This window comes from Arthrobacter sp. NPDC055138, assembly GCF_053607305.1.
In genome coordinates this window covers 346,199-372,977 of the sequence record NZ_JBSGTH010000003.1, presented here as the reverse complement: position 1 = coordinate 372,977, position 26,779 = coordinate 346,199, and the positions used below count along the sequence as shown (strand labels likewise).

The window sequence follows — 26,779 nt, the reverse complement described above, 5'->3', positions numbered from 1 at the left end:
GTACCCTCGGTTCAGGAGGTACCGCCATGGCAGCCGAACTGCAGACCGACGTGCTGGTCATCGGGGCCGGCCCCACCGGACTCATGCTCGCCAACTGGCTGGCCAAGCTGGACATCAAGCACATCATCGCCGACAGCAAGTCGGGCCCCACCCGGGAATCGCGGGCCTTGGGCGTGCAGTCGCGCAGCATGGAAATCTACGACCAACTGGGCCTCGCCGGGACCGTTGTGGCCGAAGGAAATCTGGCGGAGGCCATCATCATCGGATTCGGGCCCAGGCCCCGGGGTAGGATCCCGCTGGGCCGAATGGGCCGCGGCATCACGCCGTTCCCGGGCGTCATGTTCTACGAACAGAGCAAGAACGAAGAGATGCTGCTGCGAAACCTGAAGGCACTGGGCGGCGAGGTGCTCTGGGAGTGCCGGCTGGCCGAGCTGGACCTGGTGGACGGAGGCGCGCACCCGGACTACCCCGTCCGGGCCCAGCTGACAGGCCCGGCCGGCGAGGCCTCGGTCCGTGCCCGCTACTGCGTCGGGGCGGACGGGGCCTCGTCCACCGTGCGGGCCAGCCGCGGCATCGCCTTCGAAGGTTCCACCAGTCCGCACACGTTCTTCGTCTGCGACGCCACCGACGTGCAGGGCCTGTCCCATGAAGAGGTCAACGTCCGCGCCGGGATCGACGAATTCCTGCTGGGGTTCCCCATGACGGGTTCCGGCCACGAGCGGCTTATCGGTGTGGTCAGCGACGCCTCGTCCGCCACCCAAGGGCCCAGCAACGACGGCGGTGCGGACGTTTCGGAGGAGGCCATCCGGGAGCGTCTGGCCAAGAAGTTCAACGTCGGCTACGGCGGCTCGAATTGGTTCTCCACCTACCGCGTGCATCACCGGATCGCCGGGCAGTTCCGCGACGGCCCGGTGTTCCTCGCCGGGGACGCCGCGCACGTTCACTCCCCCGTGGGCGCGCAGGGCATGAACACCGGGCTTCAGGACGCCCATAATCTGGCCTTCAAGTTCGCCGACGTCCTGGGCGGCCGGGCCGCGGACTCCTATCTGGACCGCTACCAGGCCGAGCGGCGGCCGGTCGCGGTGCGGCTGCTGCAGACCACTGACCGGGTGTTCGGGTTCATCACGTCGACCGCGCGCTGGGCCATCGCCGCCCGAAAATGGGCGCTGCAGTTCCTCATCCCGGTTGTCACACGCATCGTGCCGCGGTCCCGGGGCGCCTCCCGCATGTTCGGCTACATATCGCAGACCCGGATCCACTACTGGATGAGCCCGGATGCGAAGGAAGCGGCCGGAGGCCGACGCGGCAAGGTCGTGGGACGGCGACTGCCGTACGCAGGCAGCAATTTCGATACGCTGCGCAGCCTGCAGTGGCAGGTGCACTCTTACGGCGAGCCGGGCCCCGCCGTCGTCAATCATGTGCAGTCGGCACTGGGGCTGGCCATGCACGTGCTACCGCGCGAAGGGAACACCACACTGGATCCGGAGCAACTGTATTTGGTGCGGCCGGACGGATTTGTTGCGGCCCAGGCGGTGCCCAGTTACGCCGTGTCAACGTTCGCCCAGGCGCTGCGGCGCGGGCGCCGGTCTGCCAAAGTCTGACCCGTCGTCCCGCCGCGGGCCGAACAGTTCGAAAGGAATGAAGATGGCGCTCTATCTATCGAAGTTCAGCTACACCCCGGAGGCCTGGGCCAGGATGGTCAACAACCCCGAGGATCGGCGGAAGGCGGCCAAGGCCTACATCGAATCCGTCGGCGGGAAGCTGCACGGCTTCTGGTACGCCTTCGGCGCGCACGACGGCTATACGGTCTGGGAGGCCCCGAACAACGTATCCATGGCCGCAGTGGCGCTGGCCATCAGCGGCGGCGGCGCCATGAGCTCCTTCGAAACCATCCTGCTGCTGACCGTCGAGGACACCATCGATGCCTTGCGCATGGCCGGAGAAGTCCGGTACCGGGCCCCCGGCACCGGAGGCACCGGCTAGACCTCCACGCCCTTGGGGACCACCATCATCGGGCACATTCCGTGGTGCAGCACGGCCTGGCTCACCGAGCCGAGCAACAGGCCCGGAAAGCCGCCGTGGCCGCGCGTGCCCAGCACCATCAGTTCGGCTGTGCGGGTGGCGTGGATCAGGATCTGGGCAGGTTTATCCAGGTAGAAATTCCAACTGGCATCCAGCTCCGGGAACCGGCCCCGGACCTCGCCCAGCGCGGCGTCCAGTTCGGCGGTGACTTCCTCACGGAACCGCTGCGCCCCTGCCACGTTGTCCAGCCAGAGCGAGTCGCGGTAGAACGGCGCCCGGGCGGATAGCATCCGGAGCGGGATGGCATGCCGGCCGGCTAATTCGGCGGCCGCCCACAATGCCGGATTGGAGCTGCCCGCGGCATCGACACCAACCACCACCTGGCCGGCATAGCTGAACTTCTCGTTGGGGTCCGGCGGATGCAGCCCCTGGTCCGTTCCACCCTGCGGCGACGGGACCAGCCACGGCACCGGGCCGCCGGGCAACGCCGCGGCGGCGTCACCGGATACTTCGGCCGCCGTTGTGCCGGGCGTCCACCGCTCCGGCACCACTACCGTGGGACACTCTCCGTGCGCTGCCAGCCCCGAGGAGACACTGCCCAGCAGCCGGCCCGCAAAGCCGCCGCGGCCACGTTTGCCCACCACGGCCAACCCTGCGGACGCCGTTTCGTCCACCAGCACCTCGCTCGGGTCGCCGGCGACCACGTGCCCTTCCGCCCGCAAGCCCAAGGCTCCCGCTCGGTCCAGCGCGGTCTGCAGCACACCCTCCCCGCCGCGCCGGGCGGACGCCAGATACTGGTGGTCCACCTGGGGATCGTCAACACCGGCGGACGAGATCACGGTGACCAGCCGCACCGACCATCCCCGCGAATGCGCCTCGGACAGCCCCCAGTCAAGCGCCCGGCCGCTGGTTTCCGAGCCGTCGAACCCCACCAAGACGACCTCTTCCATGCCCCCACCTTAGGGGAAGCCGGCGGCGCTGAGTAGGTGTGGCAGCAAGGACGACGGCGCGCCGGCGGCAGGGCACGGCAGGGGGGCGGTCCCGCCGTCGAGATCACACCACCACGGTTCCGGCGGCCCGGTCGTGCGGACCGCGACCGGTGACCAGCACCATGGCAATGTAGGCCACTGCCGCCGCTGTGGCGGCCTGCTGCCCGATGAAGATCCACGTGGGCGGCATGGCCTGATAGCCGTGCAGGTAGTAGAACCACATCATCTGCCAGACGAAAATGTGCGCACATTCCCACGGCAGCAGCTTCACGACCGTGCGGATCAGGATTTGCTTCCGAGACGGCGCCGTCCCATTCAGCGCGGCCACCGTCAGGCCCATCCGGCGCTTGCCCCAGGTGGCGTGCCTGGGGCCGGCTTCCGTCCGGTACAGATACACGCCGACCACGAACGTGAGCAGGAAGAAGAACAGGGTCTGGCTGCCCAGCGGCCCCAGCACGGCGAGCGTGTCGGGAAAGTCCCCGAAGACACCCCGCCACAGCAGCGACAGCAGGGCCAGCACCGCCATCCAGGTGAGGATCACCAGATAGTCCAGCAGCAGCGCCAGCAGGCGCCGTCTGAAGCCGGCTCCGGTGCGCGGTCTCGTCATGGCCATGCCATGGGACGCTACGCGAGGAAACCCAGACTGGAAAGGACTGCCCGAGGCGCCGGCACCGTCCTCCAGCAGGTCCCCTAGCCGGCGAGCACCATGGCGAGCAACCCCACCAGGGCGGACAGGAGGCCAACCCCGGTAAGGATCTTGCCCAACAGCAGCACAATCCGGCCCGGCGGCTCCGGTTCGGAAACCTGCCATCGGTCGGGCCGTCGGGCGTCGTAGTAGACCAACACATCCGAGCCGGCCGCCACATCGGCGCTGGTTCCGGCCGGAAAAACACCTTCCAGGAAGCCGTGCCGGGTGTCGAACCAGCGCACGCCCCGTCGGCGTCCGTCGTCGAACGCAACGCCATCGGCTCTGTGCCACCGAATCCCGGCCAGCCGCAGCACCGCGGCCACCAACAGCAACAGCACTCCCGGAACCAGGGCAGCCCACGTCAGCACCTCGGTGACTAATCCGATGGACGTGGCAAGATCTGGCATGGACAGATCGTATGCCACGCTGCGGAATCTCCGGGGAAAATTTTGCTGAACATTGCACGGCCGAAGCCATCTAACGACGACGGCGCTCACCCGGTCTCCGCGCGGGTCTCCACGCGCTCGCTGGCGCTCGCTAGGTCGACCACCGTGCGTTGGCGCTCGCTTGATCGACCATCGTGCGTTGGCGCTCGCTCGGTCGACCACCGTGCGTTGGTGCTCGCTTGATCGACCACCGGGCGCGCTAGGGCAAACCGAGGATGCCGGCAAGTACGTCCAGATGATGCTCAAACAGCAACCCGGGATCGGTGAAGGTTTCCCGCCCGTACTGGCCGAACACCTCGAAATTCAGCGCACCGAAGAGGGAAGTCCAGACCAGCGTGCCGCGGGCCACCAGCGCATCCGGAGCCGCCAGACCAAATTCGCGGCGAATGGCGGCGAGGTCATGCTGGAGCGGGTCGGGCAGGGCCGCTGCAGGATGCGCGGAGGCTGGCGGCGTCGGCTCCTGCACCAGCTGTGGTCCGGTGCCCGCCGGATTGGCCGCGAGTGCGCCGGCGCGGTAGGCGTCGTCGATAAGCCGCACCAGCGCGACCACCACCCGGATGCCGGGACCGGTGGTGCGCTCGGCCGGGGCCTGGTACCCGGGTACCGGCGAGCCGAACAGCAAGGCGTAGCGGGCCGGTTCTCGCAGGCCCCATTCCCGAACCGCCCTGCACAGGGCCCGGAACCTGCCCCCGGCGTCGTGTTCCCCCGCAGCAGCGACCGCTTGCTCCACTGCCTCGCCCAGTTCGTTGTAAGCCTCCACCACCAACAGGGTCAGCAGCTCGTCCCGGCTGCCCACGTAGCGATAGACCGCAGAGGACACCACGCCAAGTTCACGGGCCACGGCGCGCAGCGACAAAGCCGCGGCACCGACTTGGCTCAACTGTTCCCGGCCAATCCGGACAATTTCGTTGATCGTTTGCTCGCGGGCGCGTTCGCGCGGGGTCCCTGCCATGTCCCGATCCTGTCGCACCGGTGAGAGCAGTGTCAACTTTCGAGAGCACTGCTCTTGACAAGCGCGTGACTTGAGGTCCACAGTGGTTTCGAGAGCACTGCTCTCTCCGCCAGCGGAACGGCGAAATGCCGCCGCGGCCGCGGCGAACCAGACTTTGGACGCGGACAGGAAGATCATCATGAGCAACCTCTACATCGTCACCGGGGCCGGCCCGGTGGGCAGCACCATCGCCGAGCAACTGGCCGGGCAGGGCCACCGCGTGCGGATCCTGACCCGTTCCGGCAGCGGGCCGGACCACCCGCTGGTGGAGCGCCGGTCCGTGGATGTTTCCCGCCCGGAGGAGTTGGACGAACTCTTCGCAGGAGCTTCCGCGGTCTTCCACTGCATCCACGGCAGCGCCTACAGTGCCGCCGCATGGCAGGCCGAACTGCCGGCGGCCGAGCAGACTGTCCTGGCCGCGGCTGGCCCGGCCGGAGCGGTGGTGGTCTTCCCGGAAAGCCTCTACTCCTACGACCGGCCGGATCAGGTGATGACCGAAGCCAGCCCGCGCCGGGCCGACGGCGGCAAACGGGGCGTGCGCACCGAGCTGCTGGCCGGCCGCGCTTCGTCCCCCACGCCGACCGTGAGCGTGGTGGCCTCGGACTTCTTCGGCCCGCATGTGCTCAACGCGCACGCCGGCGAGCGCATGGTGCCGCTGGTGCTGTCCGGGAAGACCATCCGGGTGCTGGGCAAGCCGGACCAGCCGCACTCCTTCACCTATGTCCCGGACCTGGCCGCCGCAATGATTGCCGCCGCCGGCAACCGGAAGGTCTGGAATACGGTGCTGCACGCCCCGACGCTTCCGGCGGTCACGCAGCGCGGCATGGTCGAGGCCTATGCCCGGGCCGCCGGGACCCCTGCCCCCAAGGTCGGCTCCATTCCGGGCTGGCTGCTGCGCGGCCTGGGCCTCTTTTCAGCCGGGATGCGCGAACTGGCGGAGATGACGTACCAGTTCGAGCGGCCGTTCGTGATGTCCTCGGCACGGAGCGAAGAACTTCTGGGGCTCCGGCCGACGCCGCTGGACAAGGCCGCAGCGGAGACCGTGGGCTGGTGGCGGGACCGCCTGGCGTCCCGGCAGGAAGCCGGATCCGCCGCCTGAGCCGGACCGCCGCCGTCGTCATTTCAGCGGATGGAGATGGTCCGCAGGTCCAACTGCCGCAGCACGTGGTCAACGACTTCCGGATCCATGTCCGGTTCGCTGCGGGCAGCCACCACTTCCTGCCGGGCGGCATTAAGCGCAATGGTCTGGGCGGTGACCAGCACCTCGCGGCCGGCCTTGCGCGACTTGGGATACTTGCTTCCGGCAGCGCTCAGCAGGTCGGTGCCGAGCCGGTGCATCCGCTGCCGGACCGCTTCCACTTTTTCCTCCGGCAGGTCCTTCATTAGTTCGGAATCGCGAAGCGCGGCGATGGCCGCCTCCTGCGCGCGCCCGGCCAGGACGCGGGCCGCTTCACGTTCTACCGTGCCCGTGTCCTGGGCCTTGAGGATGCGCATCAGCCACGGCAGGGTCAGGCCGGGCAGCACCAGCGTGGCCAGCAGCACGGCGCAGGCGACCACCAGGATCTCGTGCCGGCCGGCGAAGGCCGTGCCGTCCGGCAGCGTTACCGGGATGGCCAGGGCCAGCGCCAGGGTCGCGAGCCCGCGCATGCCGCACCAGGTCAGGATCAGCACGTCCTTGGTCGAGGTCGGCGGCAGCGCATCGTCCTTGCCGCGGGACAGCCAGGCCAGCCCTGTCATCCACAGGAACCGCACCGCAATCACCAGGACGCAGACCGTCACCGCCAGGCCGAGCATGCCGAAGACGGCTGTGCCTTCCTCCACGACGACCTGCCGGATCTCCAGCCCCATCAGCCCGAAGGCCAGGCCGGTGGCCAGCAGTTCCACCACGTCCCAGAACGCCCGCCGCGTGACCCGCTCGGCGGCATCCTGCGGTCGGGAACGCCGTTGGATCTCCAGCGCCGTCACCACTACCGCCACCACCCCGGACGCGTGCAACTCTTCGGCCAGGATGTAGGCGGCAAACGGCACCACCAGCGTAATGGCGCTGCGGGCCACCAGCGAGGTGACGAAGTGGGTCATCATCATGGTGATCCAGCCCATCAGGATGCCGAGCGCGACGGCGAGGGCAGCCCCCAGCAGGAACTGGAGCAGCAGCCCCACGCCGATTTCGCCGCCGGACAGCGCCGCCCCGACGGCGGCCTGGAAGATCACGATGGCCGCGGCATCGTTGAAGAGTCCCTCGCTCTGCAGCACCGTGATCAGCCGCCGCGGCATCCGGACCCGCCCGGCAACGGATTCCACCGCCACCGGGTCGGGCGGCGCCATCACGGCGCCCAGCGCGATGGCGGCGGGCAGGCCAATGCTGCCGATCATCAGCCACGCTGCACCGGCCACCACCGCCGTGGTCACCGCTACCAGGGCCACCGCCAGCAGCACGATGGTGCGCCAGCGGATCCGGAACACCGCCCAGGAACTGCGCTGTGCGGTGGCGTAGAGCAGGGGCGGCAGGAAGAGCGGGAGGATCAGCTCCGGCGGAATGTGGATTTCCGGGAACCCCGGGATGAAGGTGAGGGCCACGGCCAACAGCAGCATCAACACCGGATAGGGCAGCCGCAGCCTTTCGCCAAGGCCCACCGCCACCACTGTGGCAAAGAGCAGTCCGATGATGAGTGCCAACTGGTCCACTGTCCCGCTTCCGTCGAGGTGTGCTGAGGATGAGCCGGGTCTGTGAACGCGGTTCCGGGTGCTACAAATCTACCGCTCCGCGCCGGACGCCCGGAGGCACCAGCACGGCCAGGCGGGTCCTTGTGGCCAGCCGCTGGCGGTGAGAAAGTGATTCCATGCCCGCCGATTCCGCCGCCGTGCGCCGTGGCCTCGCCGGACCCTAACTCGATGTACGGTCGCAGTAAGGTTCCTTACTGCCACGTAGTGCGGCGCCGCACCGCGCAGCGGCACCGCCCGTCAACCCATCCGCCCACGTCACCCATCGGTGGCACCAGCCCCACAACCGGCTGGCGCCACCATTTTCCGGAGGTTTAATGACCAGCATGCCTGCACCACAGGACGCGTTTTACGCCGAGCCCGAGCCCGACCTCGCACCCGAGGCGGCCGTCGAGATCAACTCTCCCGCCGCCGTCGTGCGCCTCACCGAGCGCGCCGATGTGGCCAGGGTCAAGGGGGTTTACGCACTGGTCAACACCTCCCTCACGCCGCACCAGGCGATGGTGGAGGACCTGCTGTTTGTCCGCAGGGTCCTTGACCAGGCGCAGATTCCCTACCTTCTGGTGCGTGGCAACGACGCCCGGCCGGTCATGGCTGTCAACTGGGAGCAGCGCGACGAGCTGCGGGCGGCCCTGGTGGCGGCCTGCGCGGACGAACCGTTCTATTCGCTGACCATGGACGCGAAAAAGAAGACCGCCCGGCTGGTGGCCGACGGTGAACTCGCCGACGGCGACCAGACGCGCGCAATCCGGTTGTACCGCCCGCGGATCGAGCCCACCGGCGGGCTGCGGTATGGCCAGGGCACTGGTGTGCAGGTGGAGCTGTGGCGCTGGGACAACGGGCTGATCCACCTGCCGATCGAGAACTCGCTGACCCGGCGCACGCTGCCGGCCGCGGAGGCTGTCCGCGGCGAGGTGGAGCGCTACGGGCACCGCTGGCCGACCATCGAGAACATGTTCGCCGACCATGCCACAGACATCGACTTCGAGATCGACATTGTCTTTTCGTGGGTGGACGGGAACAACCGGGAGTACCAGCAGTACCGGAACAGCTTCATGGAGAACGCGGTGCTGGGCGAGGGCGACGACGCCGATGCGCGCTTCCGCCAGATCGACGAGCTGCGCTATGCCCTGCGCTCGGTCTACATGTTCGCGCCGTGGATCCGGCGCATCTTCATCTGCACCGACTCGCCGCTGCCGGACTGGCTGGACGCGGAGCATCCGGACATTCGGGTGGTGCGCAGCGAGGAGCACTTCCGCGACTCCTCCGTGCTGCCGGTCTTCAATTCGCAGGCGATCGAGGCGCAGCTGCAGCACATCGAGGGGCTGGGCGAGCATTTCCTCTACTCCAACGACGACATGTTCTTTGGCCGGCCGGTGGGCCCGGACATGTTCTTCTCCCCCGGTGGGATCACCAAGTTCGTGGAGGCCGACACCCGGATTGGGCTCGGCGACAACCACCTGGACCGCTCCGGTTTCGAGAACGCGGCCCGGGTGAATCGCAAGCTGCTGCACGACCGCTTCGGACGGATCACCACCCGGCACCTGGAGCACTGCGCGGCGCCGCTGCGCAAATCGGTGCTGCTGGAGATGGAGGAAGAATTCGCGGACGAGTTCAAGTCCACCGCGGCCAGCCGGTTCCGTGCCAAGGACAACATCTCGGTGACCAACTCGCTGTACCACTACTACGCCCTGCTGACCGGGCGGGCGGTGACGAATCCCGGAGCCGAGGTCCTGTACGTGGACACCACCATGTACTCCGGCCTGAAGAAACTGGAGAAGCTGCTGCAGAAGCGCAACCGGGACTTCTTCTGCCTCAACGACGGCAGCTTCCCGGAGGTCCCCGCCGAGGAACGCCAGCGCGTGGTCACCGACTTCCTGGCCCGCTATTTCCCGTTCCGCGCACCGTGGGAGAAGGCACCGGGCGCCTAGCCGACGGCCCCGGCGTCAGGCCCTGGCCTCATCTCCGTGCCGCGGTTCGCCGGTCAGAGGTGGGCGGGGATCCTGCCCGGACGCACGGCGTCGGGAATGACGACGCCGGCGGCCTCCAACCGCTGCCGGGTCTGGGCTGCGGTGACCTGCCGTCCCACCGGCAGCCCGCCGCGGGCCGGAACCACCGAATGGACCACCGTGTCCTCGTAGACGTGGACCATGTTGTAGGCCTGCGCGGCATCGCGGCCGCGGGTGCTGCCGGCGTCGGCGGCCAGATCCTGGGTGTAGCAGGTTGCCGAGGCGACGGACACTGGGATGCCGGCGAACGTGGCGGTGGTGGAATAGTGCAGGTGGCCGGCGATGATCCCGTTCACATCGCTGCCGCGCAGCACCTCGGCCAGCTCGGCTTGGCCCCGCAGCTCCACCAGCACCGAGAGGTCCTGCACGCTGGGCACCGGCGGGTGGTGCATGGCCAGGATGGTTCCGTGCGGTGCGGGTTTGGCCAGCTCGTCGGCGAGCCACTGCAGCTGCTCGTCCTCCAGCCGGCCGTAGTGGGCACCCGGAACGGTCGAATCCAGCGTCATCACGCGCAGACCGTTGACGTCGTACACCCGGTCCAACGGTTCGGCGCCGGCGGGCTCGTCCAGCAGCATGGTCTTCAGCCCGGTGCGGTCGTCGTGGTTGCCCATCGCCCAGATCACTTGGGCGCCGAGGCTTACCGCCGCCGGTTCGACGATTCTCCGCAGTCTGGCGTAGGCCTCCGGTTCGCCCTTGTCCGCCAGATCGCCGGTAAACACCAGGGCTTCGGGCCGGGAGCCGGAGTCTTGCAGATCCTCGAAGATCTGCCCCAGTCTTGCTTCGCTGTCCACCGCCCCGTAAAGCCGGCCGTCGCCGCCCACCAAGTGGGTGTCGCTGATGTGGAGTAGGAAGTGGTTGGGCCGTGGATGCTCGGCCTGACGGAGGTCCATCATCTACCTTCTGCTGCTCGCCGGACGTGTGCTGTCCGGTCCACTACAAACCATACAAACAGAAAAACGCTGAACTGTGGGTGAATTTGGCGCGGCAATTACGTATATTCGGGCTAAGTTTTCTCCACGATGCCGAAATGGGCCGCGAACAACGGAGCTAGTTCACCGATCTGGAACGTTGTCATGGCCGCCCCGCGCAGGCCCTCCAACCCGGCCAGTTCCCGCATCTCCAAGCCCCGCAGGTCGACCTGCTTCAGCTTCGCCGCGGTCAGGTCCAGCCGCCGCACCCGGCTGTCGGCGAAGGCCAACCGGTGGGCAGTGGCGCCGCCGAGATCCAGTTCGTCCAGGATGCAGCCGGTGAACAGCACATCCTGCAGTTCGGCACCGCGCAGGTTCACATAGCCCAGTTTGCAGTTGCGGAACTCGACCGATTCCCACTCGGACTCGTATACCTCGGCCGAACCGAACCGGGAACCGTCGACCACCACCCGCCGGAACTGCGAGCGGGGAGCGCTGAACACCGGCGCGTTCAGCCGCTCGATCGCCACGTCCACGAAGCCGGCGGACCGCAGGTCGGCACCGTCAACCGAGACGTCTTGGAAGGTGCACTCCCTGAACGACACACCGGCCAGCCGCCGGCCGTCCAGCTCGGAGCCAACAAAGCTCAGGCCTGTCAGGCGCCCTTCCGGTGCCAAAGCTGACGCATCGCCGTCGGTCATCAGCCCCAGGTCCGGGGCATCGATACGCGGAGTGAAGTCGGTGGGTCTGGCCATCTTGGGAGCATAGCGGAGAAGACACCGGCGCGGAGGCGGCCTTGCCGGTTGGCGGAAGCGGCCGGCACGCCGTCTCAGGTGACCAACCCGCCAATTCCAGGTCCGTTCTCTGCGCTGGGTGAAGAACAGGTGCGCTGGCCGCCTAATCCGTGTTCGATGGGAATCATGCAGATTCTCATCCTGGGCGGTACCGCTTGGTTAGGACATGAAATCGCCGCCGAAGCACTGCGCCGCGGCCACCAGGTCACCTGCCTGGCCCGCGGGACCTCCGGATCGGTGCCGGCCGGAGCACGGCTGGTCCGTGCCGACCGCGATGCCCCGGACGGCCTGGACACCGTCGCGGAAGAGCGCTGGGACGCCGTGCTCGATGTCTCCCGTCAACCGGGCCAGGTCCGCCGAGCCGCGACCGCCTTGGCCGGCACGGCGGAGCATTTCACCTTCGTATCCTCCGGCAGCGTCTACGCCGACCACGGCAGCCCCGGCGCGGACGAAACCGCCGAATTGCTGCCGCCACTGGAGTCCGACGTGATGACCTCCCCGGACGTCTACGGCGCGGCGAAGGTCGCGTGCGAGGACGCAGCCCGGAACGCGTTCGGCCCCGGCCGCAGCCTGATTGTCCGGCCAGGCCTAATCGCCGGTCCCGGAGACACCACCGACCGCACCGGCTACTGGCCGCTGCGTTTCGCCCGACCAGTGGCCGACGACGGCGCCGTCCTCATCCCCGACGCGCCGGGCTTGGACGCCCAGGTCATTGACGCCCGCGACCTTGCCGCCTGGCTGGTCGCCGCAGCGGAAAAGCGGCTGGCGGGCGAGTTCAATGCCGTGGGTGACACACTCACCTTGGCCGAGCATCTGGAGATCGGCCGCGGCGTTGCGGGCCACACCGGTCCGGTCTTCATGCTGGACCAGCAAGAACTGGCCGCTGCCGAGGTCAACCCCTGGGCCGGCGAGCGGTCCCTGCCGCTCTGGCTGCCGTTGCCCGACTTCGCCGGCTTCATGTCCCGCAGCAACGCCGCCGCCAAAGCGGCCGGCTTGGCCTTGCGCCCGCTGGCGGAGACTCTGGCTGACACGCTGGCGTGGGAGCTGGCGACCGGACCCGAGCGCCCGCGCAGCGCCGGACTGACAGCGGAGGAAGAGCGCCGGCTGCTGACCATCGCGCACCCTCGGACGTAAGGAACTGACCCTTGAGACGTCGCGCCTGCGGTTGTAGCGTGACAGGACAGCAGGCCGACAGGCCCGCCGCTTCCCAAGGAGGCTGCCGTGACCATTCCCCCGCCGCCGGATCCGCCCGATCCGAACGAGCCCCGGCCCACCCCGCCGTTTCCGCCAGAACCGAACCCGGACCCCATGGCGCCGCCGGAACCGAATCCGGATCCCTTTGCGCCGCCGGACCCCGGACCTGGCCCTTTCCCCGATCCCGGGCCGATGGTTCCACCGCGCGGACCCTAGGCTTGGCCCACCGCACCCAGTACCCTGGCTCCGCTCTGCCGCCCGCGGCAACATCCGGCAACACAGCGGGGAAACAACGGCGGACCACCTTAGAATGAGCGGGTGACCGCTACTTTTTGGGCCGCATGAGTTCGCGCCTGCACAGCCTCGTCATCGAGACGCTCGGCAAGCGTATTGTCTCGGGGGAACTGACGGCCGGTGCCACCACCCATTCCGAGCACTTCGAGTCCGAGCTCGGGGTCTCCCGCTCCGTGATGCGCGAGGCCGTCCGCGTGCTGCAATCGCTGGGCTTGGTGGAGTCGGTCAAGCGGATCGGAATCCGTGTGCTGCCGCCCGAGCGGTGGAACAAGTTCGACCCGTCGGTCATTCGCTGGCGGCTGGCCGCCGACGGCAAGGGCGTCCAGTTGCGCTCCCTCACGGAGCTGCGCTCCGCCGTCGAACCCGCTGCCGCCGAACTGGCAGCACAGCACTCCCCGGAGGAGATGTCCGCCGAGCTGATGGCCATCGCCGCGAAGATGCGCGCGGTGGGCCGGGCCGGCGATCTGCAGCACTTCCTGGAATTGGACATCCAGTACCACGCGCTGGTTTTAGCGGCCTCCGGCAACGAGATGTTCGCGCAGATGCACTCGATGATCGCCGAAGTGCTGCGCGGCCGGACCGACTACGGTCTGATGCCCGCACACCCGCACGAAGAAGCGCTGCAGCTGCACGTGGACGTCGCGGACGCCATCCAGTCCGGCCGACCCGAAGCTGCGCGGCAGGCGATGGACCAGATCATGCGCCGGACCATCGAGGAAGTCCGCGGTGTCTGGGATGACGAGCCCCGGCTGTTCGAAGAGTCCGACTCCTAGACCCGGCAGCCGGGCGGAATCCCGTCCAACGGATCCCGCCCGGTCCGGCGCCTACTCGGCGTCGTTGAAGCGCAGCAGCACCTTGCCGCTCTGCGACGAGTCGCGCGCCATCCCGAACGCCTCCAGCGCGTCGACCGCGGCGTATTCGTGGGTCATCACCGGATCCGCGTAGAGCGATCCGTCGGCCAGCGCCGCAATCACCTCGTCGATCTCGTCATTGAAGCGGAAGGAACCCACCAGCTCCAGCTCGCGGGTGATGGCCAGCGAAATCAGCGCCGGCTGCTCCCCCGACGGCAGCAACCCCACCATCACCACGCGGCCGCCGCGGGCAGCACCGCGCACTGCCGACGCGAGTCCGTAGTGGTTGCCGGAGGACTCCAGGCAGATGTCCGCCTCGACCGCGGCGATCGCCTCTGCGTCGGTGGCCAGCAGGGTCCGGCTCGCGCCGACCTCGCGCGCGATCTCCAGCGGCTTCGCGTGCATGTCCACGGCGACAATCTCGGCCGCGCCGGCCCGCTTCAGCACGGCGATGATCAGCGCACCGATCGGACCGGACCCGATCACCAGCACCCGCTTGCCGGCCACGTCTCCCGCCCGAGAGACCGCGTGCCAGGCCACGCTGGCCGGTTCCACCAAAGCGGCCCGGCGCAGCGGCAGGTTTTCCGGCAGCGCGCGCAGCATCCGGGTGGGCAAGTTGATGTAGCGCGCGAACGCTCCCTCGGTGTGCGGGAATCGGGCGGCGCTGCCCAGGTAGGTGCAACCCGGGGACAGGTTGGGGCGGTCCGACGGGTACTTGGAGCCGTCCCCCGGCCCGGGCGTCGCCGGGTGAACGGCCACCGCGGTGCCCGCTGCCGGGCCGCTGCCGTCGGCCGCGGCTGCCGCCACGGTGCCCACCACTTCGTGGCCCAGGAGCATCGGTGCCTTCAGGATGGATTCGCCAGCTGCGCCGTGCTGCCAGTAGTGCAGGTCGGAGCCGCAGATCCCGCCATAGGCAATTTCCACCACTGCCTCGTCCGGCCGGGCGGGTGCCAGCGCCACCGGTTCAACCCGCAGGTCTCCGGCCGCATGGGCCACAACGCCAAGGGACTGCGTGGGAAGGGTTGTCATGGGAACTGCCTTTCACTCTGAAAAAGTACGACGGCGGTGCGCCGCCTGGGGTGCCCGGGGCCGGCGCACCTCGGTGCCGCTACCCCGGCCCGAACCTCTTCGCCTGGGCGGGCCCGGTCCGGCCGGGGTCGGTCCTGTCCGTTCAGACGACGGTGGTCATGCCGCCGTCGATGAAGACCACCTGGCCGTTGACAAAGTTGGACGCGTCGGACGCCAGCCAGATGGCCGGCCCCACGATGTCCTCCACCGTGCCCCAACGGTGTGCGGGGGTCCGGCCCAGGATCCAGCTGTTGAACGTCTCGTCGTCAACCAGGTTCTGGGTCATCTCGGTGTGGATGTAGCCCGGAGCGATCGCGTTGATCTGCAGCCCCTGGGCAGCCCACTCGGCGGTCATCGCCCGGGTCAGGTTGCGGATGCCGCCCTTGGAGGCGGTGTACGGAGCGATCGTCGGACGGGCCAGGTCGGTCTGCACCGAAGCGATGTTGATGATCTTGCCCGCGCCGCGTTCGATCATGTGCCGGGCGGCCTCGCGGCCCACCAGGAACGCGCTGGTCAGGTTCGTGCGCAGCACGCGTTCCCAGTCCTCCACCGCCAGGTCCAGCATCGGCACCCGATGCTGGACGCCGGCATTGTTGACCAGCACCCACAGAGGTCCCACTTCGCGCTCGACCCAAGCCACGCCGTCGGCCGCTGCCTGCGCATCGGTGACGTCAAAGGCGCGGGCAAAGATCTTTTCCTCGCCGAACTCGGCCGCCAATTCCGCCCGGGTGGCTTCCAGCCGATCCTCGTCCAGCCCATTGAGCACCACGACGGCGCCGGCGGCGGCCAGCCCGCGGGCGATGGCCTTGCCGATGCCGCGGCTGGAGCCGGTCACCAGTGCTACGCGGGAGGAAATGTCGAACAGGTTCACAGTCATCTAACTCTCCAAATGCGGACGGGACGGCCGCAGCCGCCCCGTCCTTGATGCTCAGGTTGGTACTAGAACGACGAGGCGATCAGGAAGATGGCCAGTGCCAGCACGAAGCCGACAACGCCCACCAGCGCCTGGCCCACGGTCCAGGTCTTCAGCGTGGTCTTAGTGTCCATCTGGAAGAACCGGCTGACCAGCCAGAAGCCCGAGTCGTTCACGTGGCCAGCGAAGACCGAACCCGCGGCCAGTGCCAGCACAATGGCGGCCAGTTCCACCGGGTTGTACTCCGGGTTGCCCATCACTACCGGCTGGACCAGCGCGGCAGCAGTGGTCAGCGCCACCGTGGCGGAGCCCTGTGCCACGCGGACCACAGCTGCGATGACGAAGCCGGCCACAATGATCGGCAGCCCGATCGCGTCAAGCGAGTCGGCAATCGCGTTGCCGATGCCACTGGCACGCAGCACGCCGCCGAACATGCCGCCGGCACCGGTGATCAGGATGATCGAGCAGACCGGGCCGAGCGCGCTGTCCACCACGGTCTCAATCAGGCTGCGTTCCTTGCCCTGACGGCTGCCCAGCAGCCACATCGCCAGCAGCACTGTGATCAACAGCGCCACCGGGGTCTCGCCCAGCATCCGAAGGATCTGCACCCAGGTGTCCTCCAGCGAAACCACCTTGGCTGTGGCCAGCATGTTCAGGCCGGTGTTCAGGAAGATCAGCGCCAGCGGCAGCAGCAGCAGGAAGAAGATGGTTCCCAGCTTCGGTGCGGAGCGGAATTCGGATTCGACCGAGCCCTTCGGAGCATCCAGGATGTCCGGCACGGCGATGTTGAACTTGCGGCCCAGATAGTGGCCGAACAGGTAGCCCACCACGTACCAGGTGGGAATGGCTATGACGAGGCCCAGGATGAGGACCAGTCCGACGTCGGCGCCCAGCAGGCCGGTGGCGGCCACGGGACCTGGGTGCGGCGGCACGAAGATGTGCATGACCGAGAAGGCGGTAGCTGCGGGGAACGCATAGGTCAGCAGCGATCCACCGAGGCGGCGTGCCACGGTGAAGATGATCGGCAGCATGACTACCAGGCCGGCGTCGAAGAAGATCGGGAAGCCGAACAGCAGCGATGCCACGGACAGCGCCAGCGGTGCGCGCTTCTCACCGAACTTGTTGATCAACGCCTTGGTCATCACATCCGCGCCGCCGGAGACCTCCAGCATGCGGCCAAGCATGGCGCCCAGCCCGACCAGCAGGGCCACACTGGCCAGCGTCCCGCCGAAACCGCCCAAGAGCGTCGGCATTATCTCTGCGGTCGGAATGCCAGTGGCGACGGCGGTGAGCAGGCTGACGATAATCAGCGACAGGAAGGCGTGCACCCGGAACCGCATGATCAGCACCAGCAGCAGCGCGATGGCTGCCACGGCGACAAGCAAGAGGCCCGGCGTGCTCAACGTCCAGTTGAGCTCGAGTTCGGTCATCATTGTCCTTCGTTATTTCGGATGGTTATCCGTTTAGTTGTGTGTTTGAGCCTCAGGCGCCGGCGGAGCCGGCTGTTTCCCGCAGATAGTTCTCCACCCGCACCGAGATCTGGTCCGGCGAATCGGTAACGGGCACCTCCAGCCCTGCCTCGTCGTCGCCGAGCGGTTCCAGGGTCTGGAACTGCGAATCCAGCAAGGTCGGCGGCATGTATTCGTGGTCGCGCCCGCTGATCCGTGCGGCGATCAGTTCACGGCTGCCGGTGAGGTGGATGAATCTGGTCCCCGGCGCAAACGAGCGGATCAGGTCGCGGTAGCTGCGCTTCAAAGACGAACACGCAACGACTGCGGTGGTTCCCTCCGCCAGTTTGTCCGCCATGACCTGGCCGATCGCGGACAGCCAGGGCTGCCGGTCAACGTCGGTGAGCGGGTGCCCAGAGGCCATTTTTTCCTTGTTGGCAGCGCTGTGCAGATCATCGCCGTCGATGAATTCCAGGCCTAGATGCAAAGCGACGGCGGCGCCCACCGTGGATTTTCCGCATCCTTGGACACCCATGACCACCAGCGGGGGATATTGCAGAGACATGGGACAGAACTCCTCAGACGCACCATTACATCTGATTTGGTGACTAATCTCTCGCCAATAAATCAGATTTATCCGAAACAAAGTACCACTGGCTGACGGACTCCGGCAAAACACGAAACACTGATCAGGACGGGATATCCGCCGGACCGTAACGAATTGGCCCCCGCTTGCTTCCGGACCGTACCGCAGGCTCCATCCCGGGGCTAGATTGGTCTATACACGGTGTCCCGGCGCGGCACCATCTGCGGCGCCGCTGAGCCCGAGGAGGTCGGTATGTCCTTATCGGATGAAGAACGGCAGCGCCTGGACAAACTGGGGCATGAACTAGAGGACGACGATCCCCGCCTCGCCCGTTCGCTGTCCGGTCGCGGAGTCGTGGTGTTCGGCCACATCATCAGCGCCGGAACGCTGTGGGCCGTTGCCGGCGCACTACTACTGTTTATCGGCATCGCGGGAAATTCACTGGTTCTGGCCATGCTGGGACTCATCGCCCTGGCGGCTGGCGCCATCCGCGGCGGAGTCGGCTTTGCGGCCCGCCACCGCCGGCTTTAACACGGGCCCGATTGGCACAGTGCGGATTGGCGCAGTACCGATTGGCAGGGTCGGGCTGACACGTTCTCCAGCATGCCTTCGCTGTTCCGATTAGCTTGCACACCTTGTCCGGCAGGGCACAGGCCGGGCTTGGCAGACCGACTATGACCCGCACCGGCTGATGGTGACTCACCGTTGCTGAACGGAGCGGGACCCAACATCTTTCCGCGACTTTCTGCGATTTTCCGCGTCTTTCCGCTCCACACCCCTCGCCCTCCCTCTTCCCGAACAACGCACGGACCCGGCTTACCCCAGCAGGAAAACCTGAATTCGCCAATGCGAACCACGTCACGTTCGTTACCTCGCCGTGTCACAGGGACGGTGGCATAACACACCTCATCATGTACTTTTGCTCAAGCGCATTCGTCGTGAACCGTGCACCCGCACGAGAAGAATGCAGCGGTTGAGTTCGATTCAAAGGTGAAAGAGGTCTCCCTGTGACACAGGTTCAAAAGGAAGCAGTCGCAGCTGAGCAGCAGCCCGGCCGCAAGTCGGCAGGACATGTCATTGTCGATTCGCTGATTGCGCACGGCGTCGAACGAACCTACGTCGTTCCCGGCGAGAGCTACCTGGAAGTGTTGGACGGCCTCCACAACTCCACCATTGACACCATCGTCTGCCGCCACGAAGGCGGCGCGGCCTACATGGCCGAGGCTGACGGAAAGATGAACCAGCGGCCCGGTATCGCCATGGTCACCCGCGGGCCCGGCGCCGCCAACGCCCACGTCGGCCTGCACACCGCATGGCAGGACTCCACCCCCATGGTGCTGTTCGTGGGCCTGATCCCGTTCGAGCACCGCGACCGCGAAGCCTTCCAGGAATTCGACATCAAGTCTTGGTTCGACACCGGCGCCAAGCGCGTGATGGTCCTGGACCACCCCGAACGCGCCTCCGAAATCGTCGCCGAGGCGATGTTCGCGGCAACCAGCGGCCGGCCGGGCCCGGTCGTCGTCGGCCTTCCGGAAGATGTCATCCGCGAAGAAACGGACGCCACGCTGCACCCGGTGATTCCCGTTGCCCAGGGCGGCATGACGGTCACCGACTGGAAGGCGCTACAGGCCGCCCTGAAGGAAGCCGAAAAGCCGCTGTTCGTCGTCGGCGGCAATGACTGGACCCAGGAAGGCTCCAGCGCGCTGACCACCTGGCTCGAAGAGCACAACATTGCGGCCGCCGTTGAGTGGCGCTGCGAGGGAACCATTCCCTTCGACTCCCCGTCCTACGTCGGCCCGATCGGTTACGGCCGGCCGAAGCCCACCTACGATCTGCTCGAGGAAACGGACCTGCTGGTCTTCGTCGGCACCGTGCCCGGCGACGTCATCACCGACGGCTTCCTGGTCCGCCAGGACTGGTCCAAGAAGAACTTCCTGGTCACCATCGACCCGTCGCTGCGCGGGCGCTCCGGCCCCGTCTCCTACCAGATCGTGGCCAAGCCCGACGTATTTGTCCGCGACCTGATCATGATGGACCTGCCGCTGAAGGAAGAGTGGAAAGACTTTACCCAGCGCATGCGCGGCGAACAGGAGAAGTTTGCTGCCCTGCCGCCGGCTGAGCCCACCGACGGACCGGCCCGGATGGACACCATGATGGCCAACCTGGTCGGCGGCCTGCCGCGCGACGCCATGATCACGCTGGGCGCCGGCGAACACACCAACTGGGCGCACCGGTACTTCCCCACCCATGACTACGCCTCCATGCTCTCCGCACGGAACGGATCGATGGGCTACTCCGTTCCCTCCGCCATCGCGGCATCGCTGGCCTACCCCGGACGCCGGGTGGTGACCATCGCCGGCGACGGCGAGTTCCTCATGAACGGCCAGGAACTGGCGACCGCCGCCCAGTACGGCGCCACCCCGTTGGTCATCGTCATGGACAACCAGGAATACGGAACCATCCGCACCCACCAGGAACGCTGGTACCCCGAGCGCATCTCCGGTACCCAGCTGAAGAACCCGGACTTCGCGCTAATGGCACAGGCCTTCGGTGGCTTCGGTGTAAAGGTGGAGCGCGATGCCGATGTGCCCGCCGCCCTCGAAGCTGCCCTGAAAGCCATTGATGAGGACAAGACCTTTGCGCTGATCCACTTGGTAGTGGAGCAGCGGGTCAGGGCATACTGATTCTGAGCAGATCATCGCAATGCCGGTGGGCGGGACGACTTGTCCCGGCCACCGGTATTTTCTTGTCCCGGGTGAGTTTCGCTCGGGTCATCCCCTGGCTTGCAAGGTGTGCGGCCGGCGCACCAATCGTGCCCGACGGCTGTCGCGTGCTCTTCGCCGTTCCACCTCGCCCCTGAAGCGGCCAGCGTCGTGTCTGGCTCCGGTCTCCCCCGCTTCGCGTCCTTCCGGCGACTGGCGCTCGGGCTGCTCCACCGGCGTCCGTTGATGCCAATCCGGCTCGGGCGTGGACGCGCCGGGAAGCGGCGGTGCGTTGGAGGTGTAGACGTGGCCGGTCGGGGTGGTCGTCGCGACGCTGTGCGCCGGGCCCCCGACGGTTCTGGCGGACCAGCCCTCGGCTTCATGGGCATAGTTGCATTCTTCACAGAGACCGCGCCCATTGCTCAGCGTGGTCTCCCCGCCTTCCGACCACGCAACGATGTGGTCAATATGCCGGATCGGGGCATCACACCACGGGCCGGTGCAGGAGGCGTCTCGGGCAACAATCATCCGGCGCAGCCCGTCCGGGAACTTCCGCGCCTTCGAGTCCATCCCCAGCAGCTGGCCCGTACCCGGAGCTGTGAACAGGCGCCGAACCCAGACGTCCTCCAGTCCGCCGACCCTGAGGGTTTTCATTCTCACCTGACGTGCTTCTTCGCGCGCGGTTTTCCAACCCGGTTCAGTTCCCGCTGGCGGTGCATTCTGTTCGGTGCCGGGCGGCCCGGTTTTCGTGGGTGGGTTGTACGGGAGACGGATGAGGTCGCGGGCATACTGAGCCGGGACGATTCCGTACCCTGTCAGCCAGGCTGGTTCGCTGTCGCCCTGCAGCAGCGAACGGTCTGTCATCACCAGCTGTATTTCGGTGCGCGCCGGATCTTTAGTGGAGGCGCCTGTGAGGCGTTCAAACACCGTATCCGCCATCGCCTGGCCCCGGGACCTAGGGTCCCCGGCATTGCGCAGCCGGTCCGCTTCCCGGTTCAATGCCGCCATCACTGCAACCCCCTGGACCACGGGCAACAAGGTGCGAACCGAAACCATGGTGTCGGGTTCGGGCCGCGAGGAAACATGTCGGTCGGCTTCGGCCTTCGCGGCGCGATTCACCACCGAGTGCGGGTCCAACCGGTAGGCCATCCGCTTCGCCTCCGCCGTCAGGGCCTTATCGCCCAGTCCGTGGAGGCGTGCCGGGTTACCGGCCAATTCTTCATCCACTCGTGCCCGGTCCTCACGCCTCAGGCACATGGTTTCGCTGACTAGGATCGAGGCGCGCCGCTCATTCAGACGTCCCCGTTCCAAGGCTTTCAACGTGTGCGGCATCTCGCTGACCAGGGCCTTGGCTGTACCCAGCAGGAGTCCGCCGCGGTGCGCGGATTGCCGCCTGGCCAACCCGATCTGCTTCGCAATCCCGCGGCCGCACCGGTCCTTCGGCACCCCGGCTGCGGCCCGCCGAGCGCGGATAGAGGCATCCACTGCAGCCGAGGCCTTCGCCTGCGCGGCGGCAGCGGCGTCCTTGAGGTTCTCCAAGGCCGTGATCCGGTCAATCCGTTCCGCATCCGGAACGTCAAGGTCAAGGCTGGCCAAGGAACGGGCAAACGCGTTAATCCCCGCCGCATCAACGGCGGGCGGCCCTTCAGGTACTCCAGGTGATGCGGGAGCCAACATCAGCGCCTCAATCGTCAGCATGCCCACAGGGCACGGCATCGAACACGAGCGGTCGTGGAACACGAGTCCACAGACTGCCACCAGAAAACGCGAAAAACCGGTGGCCAACGTATGGTGCTGAACTGCTACTAAAAACAGGCTATCCGCCGGCACTGACGGTTTGGAGCCAGCGGAACTGCAACTAAATACAGCCTATGGATTGCTCCGGCTAGTTTCCGAAGCGAGTTCACGGATGTGGCCAACTCACCCTTCGACACAGGTTGTGGAGGACTGGACAGCCGTTGGCGGGGGTTGAGCGCTAACAGGCGTCTGGCGGGGGCTGAGGGATGAGACAACTTCGGCTGGCACGTGGCCCTGCATCAGGCTGGCGCGTGATCCTGCGACTCGAGACGCCCCGCCAGAGCCAGACTCGGCCCCATCGGTGGGGGCACCGCCGTCGTCGTCAGGCCGGGTCGAGTAGAGAAGCCCGTCAAAAAAGTAATCTCAGAACCGTAACCTTTCACCTCCCCGGCTCGATTACAGAGGTGTACGGGCGCACTGCGGGCTTCGGCTAGCCGCGCGCCAAGCACCAATCGAGGAGATCCATGACGAATCGTTTCCGTACCCTGAGCCTGCCCGCCAAGGGAGCCGCCTTGGCCGCCATCATCGCCGTTGGCGGAGCCGGTGCTGCCGTTGCCGCACCCGCGCTGACCGCCGGGGACACCGCGAGCGCCATCACCGCTCCCGCCGTTCCGGCCACCCCCGCTGTTCCCGCCGTTGAGGGCGAGCAGTCAGTGCCGGCGATTCCGGCCACCCCCGCTGTGCCGGGCGACAAGTCTGCTGCCGACGTTGAGGCCGACGCGGGCGTGAGCGCAGAGGGTACCGAGACTGAGGCAACGGCCGACGCGGGTGCAGAGGCCGAGGCCGGAACCGAAGAAGCCGGCGCCGCCGCAGAGCTCCGCTCGGGTGCCGTGGTGACCCCGGCCGTTCCGGCAACCCCGGCCATTCCGGGAGCCGACGGCGAGCCGGCCATCCCCGCGATCCCCGCCGTGCCGGCCGTTCCGGAACTGCCGGAAAACGCCAACGCCGATGCCCAGGCCAAGATCGACGCCCGCACCGAGGCGGCAGAAGCCCGCGCCGAACTCCGCGGTGGAGCTACGGTCAAGATCGACGCGGGACAGTAATTTCGCACGGTGTCGGGTGCGGTGGCTACACTGAAGCCGCCGCACCCGACGCCCGCAGTTTGAAGGACCTTAGTTTGCTTCGCATGCTCTCCGACGACGTTGTTTCTGCAGCGCAGTCAGGAAAGGCCGAGGCCTTCAGCGACATCTATGCGGCACTGGCGCCCGGGGTCAACGGGTACCTGAAGATGCGCGGCCTGGAGGACCACGAAGGCGCGGTGCAGGAAGTCTTCCTCGCCCTCTTCACACGGATTGGATCTGTGCGCGGTGGCTTCAACGGACTGCGCACGCTGGCCTTTTCCATCGCCCACGCCCGGTATGTGGACGACGTCCGGCGCCGCGCCAGACAACCGCAACTCTCGCCCTATGATCCCGACGCCGATCGGCGGGCGGTGGAATCGGCCGAGACGGCCCTGCTGAAGACGCTGGGCCAAAGCGAGATCGGCAGCCACCTCAAAGAGCTGAAACCGGACCAGCAAGAAGTGCTGCTGCTTCGCGTGGTGGCGGATCTGTCGCTGGAACAGGTCGCCGAAATCATGGGCCGGAGCGCCGGCTCCATCAAGCAATTGCAGCGACGTGCCCTGTTGAAACTGAAATCCGTTGTGGAAAGGAAGGAGGCCCTACTGTGAAACACCTTGAGATTTCCGGCGACGATGCGGTCCGCCGGTTGCTGGATGAAGCTGAAGTGGCCCCTTCTGAACAGCTCGAATCCTCCCTGCTTGCACTCCGCTCCGCCGGTAAAGCCAGTCCGGTGCCCGAACCGTCTGGCGAGGTCATGGCCTTCATGACGACGACGCCGGCACCTGCGCCGGTGGTCCCGCTGCGGCGGCACCGCAACGTGCGCGGTGCCCTGATGGTTGCCGCCGCATTGGCCGGGACAGGCTTGGGCGTCACGGGCGTGGCCGCGGCCAACCCCGATTTCCGGTCTGCCGCAGACCAGGCGGTTCAGAACGTCGTCGGTTTCTTCGCGCCGACCGCGGCCGGTAAACCCGAGGCGCCCGAGCACGCCGGGCGCGGCGTTCCCGCCGGCGTCCCCGCGGCGCCGGATGGGGCGAAGCCGAATGACGCCGGCCGCGACACCGGCACCGGCTCCGATGCAGACGCTCCAACTGACCCCGCCGCAGACCGCGCCACGGATGCAGCCAATCCGGCTCCCCCGGGACATTCAACGTCGCCCGGACAGCAACCCGAAACGCCAGGCGGCAACCGGTCCGTCAAGAGCGATCCGAACGGGGCGGAACGCAATCCGGCCACGCCCTTCCACGGTCTCCTGCCGGGAGAACCGCCGCGTGACGGCACGCTGCCCGAGCCCTCCACACCGAACCTGCCGCCGGACAGACCCGGCAAGGGCTTGCCGCTGGAGGACGGCAGCCTGCCCTCGACCGATCCGGCCCGGATCCCGGAATTGCCGGTGGTGCCGGAACCGCAACGCTAACCGGCCGGCCTGCCGCATTCTGCTCTTCCGGCACACCGAGGATAATGGCAGAGTGTCGCCCAAGGGGACACGTTTCTGTCGGAGCAGGCAGGAGGATTCATGGCTTCATCGCCGCTGGTACTCGGTCCGATGCTGCGTTATGTGGATCAGACCACGGCCAGCATCTGGGTGGAAACCCGAGAAGCCGGCCAGATCGCCGTCGTTGTTGCAGGCCGTTCATGGCAGGCACGTACCTTTGCCGTCCATGGCCACCACTATGCGTTGGTTGAGGTCGACGGGTTAGAGCCCGGCAGCGCCGTGCCGTACCGGCTTGAGATCGACGGCGTTCCGGTTTGGCCGGAGCCGGACTCGCCGTACCCGGCTCCCATGATCCGAACGCTCGCACCGGGGCGCCCGCTCAGCCTGGCGTTCGGGTCCTGCCGCACCAGCACCGAGCATGATGCGGCGGGCAACCGGAAACATGGCGTGGACGCGCTGCGGGCCTACGCGCTGGACCGGGCGGCCGGCGGCACGGCGCCGTCCGATGCTGGCGGCCCCGCCGCAGACGATGCCAGCGGAAGTCCGGCGGACCCGGCCAGGAACAACAACTCCGGCTGGCCTGACCTGGTCCTCTTCCTCGGCGACCAGGTCTATGCGGACTCCACCACCGAGGCGATGCAGGATTTCATCCGCTCCCGGCGCGATATCAAGGAGCCGCCGGGCGAGGAGCTGAAGGACTACCAGGAGTACGCCCACCTGTACATGCTCGCGTGGTCTGACGGCGCCAACCGCTGGCTGCTGTCCACCGTGCCCAGCGCCATGATCTTCGATGACCATGACATCCGCGACGACTGGAACGCTTCGCTGGCCTGGCGGCGGCAGATGGAGGAGACGTCGTGGTGGCACGGCCGGATCGTTTCCGGCCTGACGTCTTATTGGGTCTACCAGCACCTGGGCAACCTGTCCCCGGAGCAACGCGCCCAGGACGAACTGTGGCAGCAGGTGGCGAATTACTCCGGTGACGGCGAGCTGGACCTGACCGACGCACTGGAGGCGTTCGCCGTGCGCGCGGACCAGGATCCGGAAACTTACCGGTGGAGCTTCACCCGCGACATCGGCGGCACCCGGCTGGTGGTTGTGGACTCGCGCGCGGCCCGTGAACTGGAGCCGGAGCGGCGCTCGTTGCTGGACCAGGACGAAATGGCCTGGCTGGACGGCCAACTCCAGGGCGGCTTCAAGCACCTGCTGATCGGGACTTCGCTGCCGTTCCTGCTTCCCCAGGGCCTGCACCATATCGAGTCCTGGAACGAGGCGCTGAGCGAGGGAGCCTGGGGAAAGTTCCCGGCGGCCATCGGCGAGCAGTTGCGGCAGGCGGTGGACCTGGAGCACTGGGCGGCCTTCCAGCAAAGCTTCCGGAAGGTGGCGGCGATGGTGCAGGAGGTGGCCGACGGCGGACGCGGGCCTGCGCCGGAGACCGTCACCTTCCTTTCGGGCGACGTCCACTTCTCCTATGTGTCCGAGGTCCAACGGTCCTCAGGCAGCCGGATCGTCCAGGCGGTCTGCTCGCCCGTGCGCAACCCGCTGCCCCGAGTCCTGCGCTATTTCACCGCCTTCATGTCCTACGGCGTTGCCGCGCCGGTCGGGGCTCTGGTGGCCCGGGGCGCCAAAGTACCGAAACCGCCGTTCGACTGGAAGGGCCTCAAGCGGCCCTGGTTCGACAACAATCTGGCCAGCCTCCAGGTGTCCGGCGACGGCCTGAGGATCCGTTGGGAAACCGGCGTGGTGGACGACGGCGACCACCTCCACCCCCGGCTGAAAGAGGTAGCCGAAGTGACCATCGAGCCGCGCAGCACCGCCCCGCGCTGACCCGGCCAGTTCGCGGCCCGGCCCGCAGCCGCCGCCGT

General features: G+C 67.3%; 24 protein-coding genes. 12 read left to right on the top strand and 12 right to left on the bottom strand.

The genetic code is table 11. The annotated features are described in order from the left end of the window. The first annotated feature begins 26 nt into the window (after positions 1 to 26). Both ACWF5H_RS09875 and ACWF5H_RS09870 read left to right on the top strand, forming a co-directional pair. Positions 27 to 1,601 carry an FAD-dependent monooxygenase gene (locus tag ACWF5H_RS09875; RefSeq protein ID WP_452036523.1) on the top strand — a complete coding sequence of 525 codons (1,575 nt, stop codon included), beginning with the start codon at positions 27 to 29 and terminating at the stop codon, positions 1,599 to 1,601. Positions 1,602 to 1,644: 43 nt separating this feature from the next. Further along, positions 1,645 to 1,983, top strand: coding sequence for a GYD domain-containing protein (locus tag ACWF5H_RS09870; protein WP_364646583.1), 339 nt, complete (start codon positions 1,645 to 1,647; stop codon positions 1,981 to 1,983). Here the strand turns inward: ACWF5H_RS09870 and ACWF5H_RS09865 are convergent. The 4 genes from ACWF5H_RS09865 to ACWF5H_RS09850 all read right to left on the bottom strand — a co-directional run bounded on the left by ACWF5H_RS09865 (position 1,980) and on the right by ACWF5H_RS09850 (position 5,097). Further along, positions 1,980 to 2,972, bottom strand: a complete 993-nt coding sequence (locus ACWF5H_RS09865) for a universal stress protein (protein ID WP_452036521.1) — start codon at positions 2,970 to 2,972, stop codon at positions 1,980 to 1,982. The genes ACWF5H_RS09870 and ACWF5H_RS09865 overlap by 4 nt on opposite strands. Positions 2,973 to 3,075: 103 nt before the next feature. Then, positions 3,076 to 3,618 (bottom strand): RDD family protein, encoded by a 543-nt coding sequence (locus ACWF5H_RS09860; protein WP_452036519.1) that lies wholly within the window; start codon positions 3,616 to 3,618, stop codon positions 3,076 to 3,078. A gap of 83 nt (positions 3,619 to 3,701) precedes the next feature. Then, positions 3,702 to 4,106 carry a hypothetical protein gene (locus ACWF5H_RS09855; protein WP_452036517.1) on the bottom strand — a complete coding sequence of 135 codons (405 nt, stop codon included), beginning with the start codon at positions 4,104 to 4,106 and terminating at the stop codon, positions 3,702 to 3,704. Between the two features lie 238 nt (positions 4,107 to 4,344). Then, positions 4,345 to 5,097 carry a TetR/AcrR family transcriptional regulator gene (locus ACWF5H_RS09850; protein ID WP_452036516.1) on the bottom strand — a complete coding sequence of 251 codons (753 nt, stop codon included), beginning with the start codon at positions 5,095 to 5,097 and terminating at the stop codon, positions 4,345 to 4,347. A gap of 178 nt (positions 5,098 to 5,275) precedes the next feature. Between ACWF5H_RS09850 and ACWF5H_RS09845 the strand changes: the two genes are divergently transcribed. After that, complete coding sequence (locus ACWF5H_RS09845; RefSeq protein ID WP_452036514.1) at positions 5,276 to 6,235, top strand: NAD-dependent epimerase/dehydratase family protein; 960 nt, start codon at positions 5,276 to 5,278, stop codon at positions 6,233 to 6,235. Between the two features lie 23 nt (positions 6,236 to 6,258). Here the strand turns inward: ACWF5H_RS09845 and ACWF5H_RS09840 are convergent, their stop codons facing one another. Continuing rightward, positions 6,259 to 7,821: a cation:proton antiporter gene (locus ACWF5H_RS09840; protein ID WP_452036513.1), complete on the bottom strand. Its 1,563-nt coding sequence runs from the start codon at positions 7,819 to 7,821 to the stop codon at positions 6,259 to 6,261. A 362-nt stretch (positions 7,822 to 8,183) separates the two neighbouring features. On the opposite strand from ACWF5H_RS09840, the gene ACWF5H_RS09835 reads away from it, so the two are divergent. Further along, positions 8,184 to 9,788: a stealth conserved region 3 domain-containing protein gene (locus tag ACWF5H_RS09835; RefSeq protein ID WP_364646560.1), complete on the top strand. Its 1,605-nt coding sequence runs from the start codon at positions 8,184 to 8,186 to the stop codon at positions 9,786 to 9,788. A gap of 53 nt (positions 9,789 to 9,841) precedes the next feature. Here ACWF5H_RS09835 and ACWF5H_RS09830 read toward each other — a convergent pair whose 3' ends face one another. After that, positions 9,842 to 10,756 (bottom strand): phosphodiesterase, encoded by a 915-nt coding sequence (locus ACWF5H_RS09830; protein ID WP_452036730.1) that lies wholly within the window; start codon positions 10,754 to 10,756, stop codon positions 9,842 to 9,844. Between the two features lie 113 nt (positions 10,757 to 10,869). Further along, a complete protein-coding gene (locus ACWF5H_RS09825) occupies positions 10,870 to 11,529 on the bottom strand; it encodes a pentapeptide repeat-containing protein (RefSeq protein WP_452036511.1) in 660 nt (219 codons plus the stop codon). 165 nt (positions 11,530 to 11,694) lie between these two features. Here ACWF5H_RS09825 and ACWF5H_RS09820 point away from each other — a divergent pair, with 165 nt between their 5' ends. Together ACWF5H_RS09820 and ACWF5H_RS09815 are read left to right on the top strand one after the other, a co-directional pair. Then, entirely contained in the window at positions 11,695 to 12,702 is a 1,008-nt protein-coding gene (locus ACWF5H_RS09820) for an NAD-dependent epimerase/dehydratase family protein (protein ID WP_452036510.1), read from the top strand. 401 nt (positions 12,703 to 13,103) lie between these two features. Next, complete coding sequence (locus tag ACWF5H_RS09815) at positions 13,104 to 13,829, top strand: FadR/GntR family transcriptional regulator (RefSeq protein ID WP_452036509.1); 726 nt, start codon at positions 13,104 to 13,106, stop codon at positions 13,827 to 13,829. A 51-nt stretch (positions 13,830 to 13,880) separates the two neighbouring features. Here the strand turns inward: ACWF5H_RS09815 and ACWF5H_RS09810 are convergent, their stop codons facing one another. The 4 genes from ACWF5H_RS09810 to ACWF5H_RS09795 form a co-directional block, all read right to left on the bottom strand. Beyond that, positions 13,881 to 14,936 (bottom strand): L-idonate 5-dehydrogenase, encoded by a 1,056-nt coding sequence (locus ACWF5H_RS09810; protein ID WP_452036508.1) that lies wholly within the window; start codon positions 14,934 to 14,936, stop codon positions 13,881 to 13,883. A 142-nt stretch (positions 14,937 to 15,078) separates the two neighbouring features. Beyond that, on the bottom strand, positions 15,079 to 15,852 hold the full coding sequence (locus ACWF5H_RS09805) for an SDR family oxidoreductase (protein ID WP_452036506.1): 774 nt from the start codon (positions 15,850 to 15,852) through the stop codon (positions 15,079 to 15,081). 62 nt (positions 15,853 to 15,914) lie between these two features. Continuing rightward, positions 15,915 to 17,321: a GntP family permease gene (locus ACWF5H_RS09800; protein ID WP_452036504.1), complete on the bottom strand. Its 1,407-nt coding sequence runs from the start codon at positions 17,319 to 17,321 to the stop codon at positions 15,915 to 15,917. 49 nt (positions 17,322 to 17,370) lie between these two features. Continuing rightward, positions 17,371 to 17,901 (bottom strand): gluconokinase, encoded by a 531-nt coding sequence (locus ACWF5H_RS09795; RefSeq protein WP_452036502.1) that lies wholly within the window; start codon positions 17,899 to 17,901, stop codon positions 17,371 to 17,373. A gap of 273 nt (positions 17,902 to 18,174) precedes the next feature. Here ACWF5H_RS09795 and ACWF5H_RS09790 point away from each other — a divergent pair, with 273 nt between their 5' ends. Further along, a complete protein-coding gene (locus ACWF5H_RS09790) occupies positions 18,175 to 18,453 on the top strand; it encodes a DUF3040 domain-containing protein (protein ID WP_364646543.1) in 279 nt (92 codons plus the stop codon). 476 nt (positions 18,454 to 18,929) lie between these two features. Beyond that, the gene (locus ACWF5H_RS09785) at positions 18,930 to 20,606 is read left to right on the top strand and encodes a thiamine pyrophosphate-dependent enzyme (RefSeq protein WP_364646540.1); all 1,677 of its coding nucleotides are present in this window, start codon (positions 18,930 to 18,932) and stop codon (positions 20,604 to 20,606) included. A gap of 87 nt (positions 20,607 to 20,693) precedes the next feature. Here the strand turns inward: ACWF5H_RS09785 and ACWF5H_RS09780 are convergent, their stop codons facing one another. Further along, a complete protein-coding gene (locus tag ACWF5H_RS09780; protein WP_452036729.1) occupies positions 20,694 to 22,322 on the bottom strand; it encodes a DUF222 domain-containing protein in 1,629 nt (542 codons plus the stop codon). Positions 22,323 to 22,885: 563 nt separating this feature from the next. Here ACWF5H_RS09780 and ACWF5H_RS09775 point away from each other — a divergent pair. The 4 genes from ACWF5H_RS09775 to ACWF5H_RS09760 all read left to right on the top strand — a co-directional run bounded on the left by ACWF5H_RS09775 (position 22,886) and on the right by ACWF5H_RS09760 (position 26,741). Then, complete coding sequence (locus ACWF5H_RS09775) at positions 22,886 to 23,464, top strand: hypothetical protein (protein ID WP_452036500.1); 579 nt, start codon at positions 22,886 to 22,888, stop codon at positions 23,462 to 23,464. Positions 23,465 to 23,547: 83 nt separating this feature from the next. Next, positions 23,548 to 24,090 (top strand): RNA polymerase sigma factor, encoded by a 543-nt coding sequence (locus ACWF5H_RS09770; protein WP_452036727.1) that lies wholly within the window; start codon positions 23,548 to 23,550, stop codon positions 24,088 to 24,090. After that, complete coding sequence (locus ACWF5H_RS09765) at positions 24,087 to 24,896, top strand: hypothetical protein (protein WP_452036499.1); 810 nt, start codon at positions 24,087 to 24,089, stop codon at positions 24,894 to 24,896. Before ACWF5H_RS09770 ends, ACWF5H_RS09765 begins: the two co-directional genes overlap by 4 nt. 99 nt (positions 24,897 to 24,995) lie before the next feature. Then, positions 24,996 to 26,741: an alkaline phosphatase D family protein gene (locus tag ACWF5H_RS09760; protein ID WP_452036497.1), complete on the top strand. Its 1,746-nt coding sequence runs from the start codon at positions 24,996 to 24,998 to the stop codon at positions 26,739 to 26,741. The last annotated feature ends 38 nt before the right edge of the window (positions 26,742 to 26,779 follow it).